The sequence below is a fragment of the Hydrogenivirga sp. genome, assembly GCF_056450045.1.
In genome coordinates, this window is the sequence record NZ_JBWONM010000030.1 from 1 (window position 1) to 7,588 (window position 7,588).

8 protein-coding genes and 1 pseudogene are annotated in these 7,588 nt (G+C 51.9%); 4 read left to right on the forward strand and 5 right to left on the reverse strand.

What is annotated here, in order from left to right; all coding sequences use genetic code 11:
* Positions 1-23: 23 nt before the first annotated feature.
* Positions 24-860: an IS982 family transposase gene (locus tag AC1HCM_RS01070; RefSeq protein ID WP_479459926.1), complete on the reverse strand. Its 837-nt coding sequence runs from the start codon at positions 858-860 to the stop codon at positions 24-26.
* A gap of 84 nt (positions 861-944) precedes the next feature.
* Between AC1HCM_RS01070 and AC1HCM_RS01075 the strand changes: the two genes are divergently transcribed.
* Positions 945-1,553 (forward strand): NAD(P)/FAD-dependent oxidoreductase, encoded by a 609-nt coding sequence (locus AC1HCM_RS01075; RefSeq protein ID WP_479459927.1) that lies wholly within the window; start codon positions 945-947, stop codon positions 1,551-1,553.
* Positions 1,550-2,416, forward strand: coding sequence for a flippase-like domain-containing protein (locus tag AC1HCM_RS01080; RefSeq protein WP_479459928.1), 867 nt, complete (start codon positions 1,550-1,552; stop codon positions 2,414-2,416). The genes AC1HCM_RS01075 and AC1HCM_RS01080 overlap by 4 nt, the downstream gene beginning before the upstream one ends.
* Here AC1HCM_RS01080 and dxr read toward each other — a convergent pair.
* A complete protein-coding gene (dxr, locus tag AC1HCM_RS01085) occupies positions 2,376-3,521 on the reverse strand; it encodes a 1-deoxy-D-xylulose-5-phosphate reductoisomerase (RefSeq protein WP_479459929.1) in 1,146 nt (381 codons plus the stop codon). The two genes, AC1HCM_RS01080 and dxr, sit on opposite strands and share 41 nt — an antisense overlap.
* 22 nt (positions 3,522-3,543) lie before the next feature.
* Between dxr and AC1HCM_RS01090 the strand changes: the two genes are divergently transcribed.
* On the forward strand, positions 3,544-3,741 hold the full coding sequence (locus AC1HCM_RS01090) for a hypothetical protein (protein WP_479459930.1): 198 nt from the start codon (positions 3,544-3,546) through the stop codon (positions 3,739-3,741).
* 1 nt (position 3,742) lies between these two features.
* Positions 3,743-4,147 carry an arsenate reductase ArsC gene (locus AC1HCM_RS01095; protein ID WP_479459931.1) on the forward strand — a complete coding sequence of 135 codons (405 nt, stop codon included), beginning with the start codon at positions 3,743-3,745 and terminating at the stop codon, positions 4,145-4,147.
* Here the strand turns inward: AC1HCM_RS01095 and AC1HCM_RS01100 are convergent.
* The 3 genes and pseudogenes from AC1HCM_RS01100 to AC1HCM_RS01110 all read right to left on the reverse strand — a co-directional run.
* Positions 4,144-5,535: an NADH-quinone oxidoreductase subunit N gene (locus AC1HCM_RS01100; RefSeq protein WP_479459932.1), complete on the reverse strand. Its 1,392-nt coding sequence runs from the start codon at positions 5,533-5,535 to the stop codon at positions 4,144-4,146. The genes AC1HCM_RS01095 and AC1HCM_RS01100 overlap by 4 nt on opposite strands.
* 3 nt (positions 5,536-5,538) lie before the next feature.
* A complete protein-coding gene (locus tag AC1HCM_RS01105; protein WP_479459933.1) occupies positions 5,539-7,014 on the reverse strand; it encodes a complex I subunit 4 family protein in 1,476 nt (491 codons plus the stop codon).
* Positions 7,014-7,588 (reverse strand): annotated as a pseudogene (locus AC1HCM_RS01110) (NADH-quinone oxidoreductase subunit L); the annotation flags it as partial. The pseudogene AC1HCM_RS01110 and the gene AC1HCM_RS01105, both read right to left, overlap by 1 nt.

Genomic DNA, 7,588 nt, shown 5'->3' on the forward strand with positions numbered 1-7,588 from the left:
TAACCCGAGTTGCTACCTACAAGTCATGACCATAACCTCAAGGTGAAACCTCTGTAGAGGTTGAAAGCAAGAACAGACAGGAGGACTTTAAGAACAATGCCATCCTTAGTAGGTGCATAAGGTCTCAACCCTAAAAACCTGTAAATCACACTGAAGATACTCTCTATCAGCCTCCTGACATACCTTTTGGAATACTCAATCCACTCCCCCTCGTACCTGCTCTCCCCAACCCTCCTAACGGGATTTAAACATATGTCTTCATTTACCAACTCGTCCTCAAAACTATAGTCAACATACGCTCTATCCCCTATAACTTCATGACCTCTCACTCCCCAAAAGCTCATAACAGACAATCCTTCAAGGTCGTGCAACCTTCCCTCAAGCAAGTGTACCTCTCTGAATAACCCCTCATCATCAACAAGAGCGTGTAGCTTGAAGCCATAGAAGTATTCCCTCTTACTGGGTATGTATCCCCTATATTCCTCTCCTTTTAAAACCTTTGCTCTCGGTATCCTGATATTCTCACAGACCTTTATAGGCTTGCTATCTATGAAGTATCTCTTGGGGCTCCCACCTAACAGCCCTATCTTCCTAATTATTGTCTGCAGGTAGGGTTCAAGTTTGTGCAATCTGCGTGAGAACCTTGATAGGGAGGGTACATATGGGAACAGATGCCTGAAACCTTCCCTCAGCATCTCAAGAGCTTGTGTGTAATTGCCTGCAAAAGCTACATGAGCTATAACTGCCATGGTAAGCACCTCGCTGTTGCTTACTTTTTCTTGTGGGTCATCTTTTAATCCTATTTCCTTGAGGATATCGTCTATAATACAGAAGTAAGTTGTTATTTCTAATTCTGTCATTTTCTCACCTCCTGCCTTTTTGGCGGGGGGCTTTCATGATTCTATAATTCTACTACCTCGCAAGTCGGGTTATAATATCTCCCCATGAGGTACGACGTGATAATCGTTGGAGGTGGTGCCTCTGGTCTGTCCTGTGCCCTCACCTTAGCCTCCGCCCAGGGAAGGGGCTGGGAGTGGGCTGAGAACAGGAGATACCTCGTTCTTGATACCGGAAGGTCGGACATGAACAGGGCTCTCTTTAACAACGTCCCGGGCATACCCATGGGAACAAAGGGCAGGGAGCTTCTGGACAGGATAAGGGAGCAGATAAAGTCCTACGGAGGCGTTGACTTCCTTGAGGACGAGGTGATAGAGATCTCGGGTAGGAAGGGAGAGTTTAAGGTGAGGACAAGGGGCGGTAGGGAGATTGAGGGTGACTACGTTGTGCTGGCAAGCGGTTTCCACAGATTTGATATAGAGTGCGAAGGTGTTGAGGTCGTTGATAACCCGAGGTCTCCCAAGCCCGGGAGGGTCATGGTGAAGCACGACGGGAGCTTTAAGGTTAGGGATGGGCTCTTCGTAGCTGGACTCCTCGCAGGGGTAAGCTCTATGTTTACTGCAGCTGCCGGAACGGGAGTTCAGGTCGCGATAGACATCCTTTCTGAATGGGCTGGTAAGCCCATCGTCATACACGACGTTCCGGAGAAAGCTTGAAGAGGCTAATTACCTCCCTGACAATATTCGTCCTCTTCCTGATTATCTTCCTCTACTTCGTTCCCCTTCAGGACATACTGAACTCCCTCAGGAAGATAGAACCCTCGGACCTTGTACTCGGCTTTCTGGCATACACAATGAGCCAGATATTGAGGGCGCTGCGCTGGAAGCTCCTGCTGAAGGACCTCTCCTTAAAGGATACCTTCCTGATAAACTCCGCCAACATACTTCTAAACAACATCCTCCCGGCGAGAACGGGAGAGCTCAGCTGGTTTTACTACGCCCGCAGGCTCGGCGTTGACCTGAAGAGCTCCCTCTGGAGCTTTTTCTTAGGCAGGCTCTACGACCTCTTAGCCCTCCTTTCGCTCCTCCTTGTATCCTACTCACTTCTGAGTGAGTTACTCCTGCCAGCCCTCTTCCTCCTTTTCCTCCTCTCCCTGACACTACCCCACCTCAGGGAACTCCTTCCATCTCTGGGGAAGCTCTCCGAGCTCAAGGACTTCCTGAGAAGGGAGCTCACCCCCTCCCTGTCTCTGAAGCTGAGCCTTCTCTCAACCTTGAGCTTCTTCCTCAAGATACTTGGCGTTTACATAGTTGTTAGAGAGCTTGTCTCGTCGGACCTCTTCACCTTTACCTTCGCCTTCACGGGAGGCGAGCTAACGACTATCCTGCCGGTTCACGGTTTCATGGGCTACGGGACCTACGAGGCGGGCTTTTCCATTCCCCTGAAGGCTGCCGGGTTCAGCCTTTCTCAGGCTCTCAAGGTCGGCTTCTTAGCCCACAGCTTCCTTCTCATCTCCTCCGCCCTTTGGGGTAGCCTCGCTATACTGCTCCTGCATACTCCCTCTCGTAGATCTCCCTGACTTTCTCCCTCGCCCATTCTATGGCTGATAGGATTCCCTCTATGTCCTCGGGGTCCCTCAGGTTTACCTCCGAAAGGGTCTTCTCTATGATCTCAACTATGTCCAGGAAGCCTATCTTGCCCTCAAGGAACAGGTTCACAGCCTCTTCGTCCGCGCCGAGGAGGACGGGTATGTAAACACCTCCCATCTCACCAGCCCAGCGGGCTAAGTAGATAGACCTGAACCTTTCGGTGTCCACCTCCTCAAAGCTGATGGGCGAGAGCTCGGGGAGAGAGACCCTCTCAAAGGGATAGGGTTTCCTCTCTGGATAGAAGAGAGAGTGGAGTATTGGGACCTTCATGTCCGTCTGGGAGACGTGCATTAGAAAGCTCCCGTCAATCAGCTCAACCACCCCGTGGACGAAGCTCTGGGGATGTATCACGACCTTGACGGAGTCAAGCTCAAGGTCAAAGAGGTTAACAGCCTCAAGGAGCTCAAAGCCCTTGTTCATGAGCGTTGCGGAGTCAACGGTTATCTTAGCTCCCATGTTCCAGCGAGGGTGCTTCAGAGCTTCCTCGGGCGTAGCCCTCCTCATCCTCTCAAGACTCCAGTCTTTAAAAGGACCGCCGGAGGCGGTGAGATAGACGAACCTGACGTACTCCCTCTCTATCCTGTCAAGAAGCTGGAACAGGGCGTTGTGCTCGCTGTCAACAGGGATAACCTTCTCTCTGCTTTTCCTTACGAGCTCTCCAAGGCATATGACCGACTCCTTGTTGGAAGCCAAGAGTACCTTCCCCTTCTTGAGGGTGAGGTAGGCGGGTTTTATACCGTGTATGCCCGATACGGCGTTCATAACCCTGTCCGCAAGGGTGATGGCTTCCTCAAGACCTTCATCGCCGAGGAGGTGTTCTGTGCCCTCGGGCAGAGAAGAGAGCCATTCCTTCGTGGGCTCCTCGTAGGTAACGACGAGTTTGGGGGAGAACTCCCTTGCTTGGGAGAGGAGCCTATCGGAAGCCCTTCGGGCTAAGAGGGCTACGACCTCTATCTCATCGGGAAACTGCCGGGCTACCTGAAGGGTCTGGGTTCCCACCGAGCCCGTTGAACCCAGAACTGCAAGCCTTATCATAACCTGTTATATTTTATTTCCGATGCAGTTGCAGTGCCTCCTCTTCTTCCTCGCCGGCTTCTTCGTTGGCTTCACAACAGCCCTCGTTCTGATAATAGGCATCGCCGTTCTCCCCGTAATCGTGGGGATAGTGCTCGTCCTCAGCCTCGTGGCTTACTTCAAGTACAGGAAGGAGCAAAAGAGGAGGGAAAGGATACTCAGGGAGTTCTGGGAGGAGTGAAATGAAGAGAGTGCTCTTCCTGTGCACCCACAACTCAGCCCGCTCTCAGATGGCTGAGGCACTGCTGAACCACCTATACGGCGACAGGTACGAAGCCCACAGCGCGGGGACAGCTCCCTCAGGCGTGAATCCCTACGCAGTCAGGGTCATGGCTGAGATAGGTATTGACATCTCAAAGAACCGTTCAAAGAGCCTTGAGGAGTTCAGGGGCGAGGAGTTTGATTACGTGATAACCCTCTGCGAGGGAGCTAAGGAGAGCTGCCCCTTCTTTGAGGGAGGGAAGGTTCGCCTCCACAGGGGGTTTCAGGACCCTTCTGCGGTGAGAGGGGAAGAGGAAGAGATCCTTGAAGCCTTCAGGAAGGTAAGGGATGAGATAAGGAACTGGCTCGTAGAGACCTTCGGTTAAACGAGCTTGAGGAGGAAGTCAAGGACAAGGCTCGGGAATATACCAAGAAGGAGGACGAAGGCTCCCGAGACTATGAGGGTGAAGGATTCCCCCGCTGAAACCTGAGAAGGTCCGAGGTCCCTCTCCTTCTCGTGGAGGAACATGTAAACTATGACCTTCAGGTAGTAGCCTGCGGATATGAGGCTGGCTATCACAAAGAGGACAGCCAAGGGAAACAGATTTCCCTTCACCAGCCCCATGAATATACCGAGCTTTCCAACAAAGACCGCCATGGGCGGTATTCCTATGAGGGCAAAGAGGAAGAAGGCTAAGAAGGAGGCTAAAACCGGGTGCTCTCTGGCAACGCCCTTGAAGTCAAGGAAGTGATGGCTCCAGCCCTGCTTCTTTTCCAAAACCGAGAGAACCGTAAAGGCTCCGAGGGTCGCGAGGGCATAGACAAATACATAGAAGAGGAGAGCTGTCATGAGGAGCTTGTCAACCACGGTAAGGGCTAAGGTAAAGTACCCGGCGTGGGCTATTGAGGAGTAAGCTAACAGCCTCTTAACGCTTCTCTGGGCGTAAGCCATGAAGTTTCCGTAGAACATAGAGGCAACCGCCACCGTTCCTATAAGGAGCTTCCAGGAGGGAAGGGCTGAGAAGAGGTAGAGGGTGAGCTTTACGAATAGAAAGTACATGGCTATCTTGGGAACGGTTGCGAGGAAGGATGTAGTTGGTGTTGGAGCCCCTTCGTAGGCGTCGGGGGTCCAGAAGTGGAAGGGAACGGCGGAGACCTTGAGGGCTAAAGCGGACATCAGGAAGAGGACACCGAGGGCAAAGAGAGGGTCAACCCCCCTCTGGAAGCCCAGAAGCAGGCTCCCCGTTGAGCCATAGACAAAGCCAGCTCCCAAGGCGAACATTGACGTTCCCGTCGTCCCTATAACGAGGTACTTGAAGGCTCCCTCCTTAGAGGGATAATCCCTCCTGAAGAGCCCCACGAGTATGTACATCGTTATTGAGGCGAGCTCAAGTCCAACAAAGATTATTGCTAAGTTCTCCGAAGAGAGCATCACCATGAAACCGAGCAGAGCTATCAGGTAGAGGTAGGGAAGCTCACTGTAAACGGAGCCCTTCTTTATGAAGAAGTCGTAAGAGGAAAGGAGTATGAGCCCCGTAACACCGAGGAGGAAGAACTTGGCTATCAGATTAAAACCGCTCACGGTAAAGCCGTTGAAGAGTGTGCTTGCGGGATAGCTCACGAAGAGAACGGAGAAGGCTGAGAGTATCACGGTGACGAAACCCAGAAGGGTAAGAGCCTTGTAATACCTGTCCTTAAGAAGCAACTCAAGGGCGAAGAGGACAAGGATACCTATGGATAAGACTATCTCAGGCAACAGGGCATTCCAGTTCAACTCTCAACCTCCAAAGACGAGCTTCGCTGTGTGGTTGGCTATCTTCACAAAGGGTGCTGGGTAAAGCCCCATAAGGAAGGCTACGAAGAGTATCAGGAGGAAGGGGACAACGTGGTGGGGCTCAACGTCCCTGAGAGCTCTCCACTTCTCCCTCCTGTGGTCGGATATGGTCTCCTCCTCAAGCATCACCCTCTTGTACATGTAGAGGAAGTAGGCAGCTCCGAGTATCATCCCAGTTCCCGCTATGACAGCCCAGACGGGGTGCGCCTTGAAGGTCCCCAAGAGGACGAGGAACTCAGCTATAAAGCCCGCAAGACCGGGAAGACCTATACCTGCGAGACCCGATATCATGAAGAAGACGGCGAAGTTCGGCAGGTAACGGGCGAGACCCCCCAGGTCATCCATGTTGTAAGAGTGTATCCTGTCGTAGATAAAGCCGGCGGCAAAGAAGAGGGCTGCTGAAGAGAGCCCGTGGGCTATCATCATGTAAACCGCACCGTTGAGGGCGTCCTTGTCAAGGGCAAAGGTTCCCAAGGTAACTATACCCATGTGGGATATGGAGGAGTAAGCGATAAGCCTCTTTATGTGGGTCTGGGCTATCGCCATCATAGCTGCGTAGATTATAGCCACAACGCTGAGGAAGAAGATGAGAGGTATGTAGTACTTGGAGGCATCGGGAAAGAGGGGGAGTGAGTATCTCACGAAGCCGTAGGTTCCCATCTTCAGGAGGACGCCAGCGAGTATGACGGAACCTGCGGTCGGAGCCTCAACGTGGGCATCGGGCAGCCACGTGTGGACGGGAAACATCGGAATCTTGACCGCAAAGCCGATACCGAACAGGAGGAAGGCTATCAGCTGGAGCCAGACGGGATAGCCCATCTTGGCATGTTCAAGGTAGTCAAAGGTTATCTGTCCCGTGTGGAAGTAGCCGTAAACTATGATGGAGGCAAGCCCGAGAAGCAGGAAGAGACTACCGAAAAAGGTGTATATGAAGAACTTGTTGGCAGCGTAAACCTTGTTCTCATGTCCCCAAAAGCCGATGATGAAGTACATCGGTATGAGCATACCCTCCCAGAATATGTAAAAGAGGAAGAAGTCAAGGGCGGAAAAGACCCCGAGACAGGCGGTTTCAAGGAGGAGGAAGAGGCTGGTGTAGAGTATGGGTCTGTCCTCTATCCTCCAGGACCACACGAAGACTCCGAAGAACAGAAGAGCTGTCATGAGTATCAGCGAGACAGCCATACCGTCAAGCCCGAGGTGGTATGATATGCCGAGGGTGGGTATCCAATCAACCTTCGTCTGGAACTGAAAGCCCTCCCTGTTGAAGTCAAAGTTAAGGAAGAGGACCAGAGAGAGCAAAAACACTATCCCCGAAACGACTATGGAGGCTATCTTGGTAAAGCTCTCCTTCCTTACGAGGGCTATTACACCTGCTGTTATAAGCGGTAGGAATATGATAAGGCTGAGAAGCTTCTCCATCAGAATCCTCCTCCGTATATTGCCGCTACAAGAAGCAGAACAAGTATAGCAAATCCACTACCGAGACCGAGGGCGTACCAGTTTAGCTTCCCACCCTGGAGAAACTTAAGTCCCTGACCTACCGATTGGGTCAGGTATGCAACCCCGTTCACTATTCCGTCTATAAACTGCCTCTCACCGACAAGGTACAGAACTCTTGAGTAGCTCATGTACCCTACTGCGAGTATTCCGTGGTAGAGCCTCTCCGTGAAGAACTGTTCCCTAAAGGTGGTGTGTAGAGCCTTAAGGGACTGGTAGGTTCTTTCAGGGTCAAGGACTCCCTTCACAAAAACCCCGTAGGCTAAGGCAATCCCAAGGAGAGCCACACCGACAGATATGGCAGCAACCCCAAGGTGTATATCCTTGTGCTCCCCTCCTATTGCATGCATGTACCAGCTCTCAAAAAACCCTCCTACTATAGCCATGACCCCAAGCACCACCATTGGCACTGTCATCACAGAGCCTACTTCCTTTGGCTCTATCTCACTTATCTCCCTGAACCTCTCTTTCCCGTGAAAGACTACAAATCCTTCCC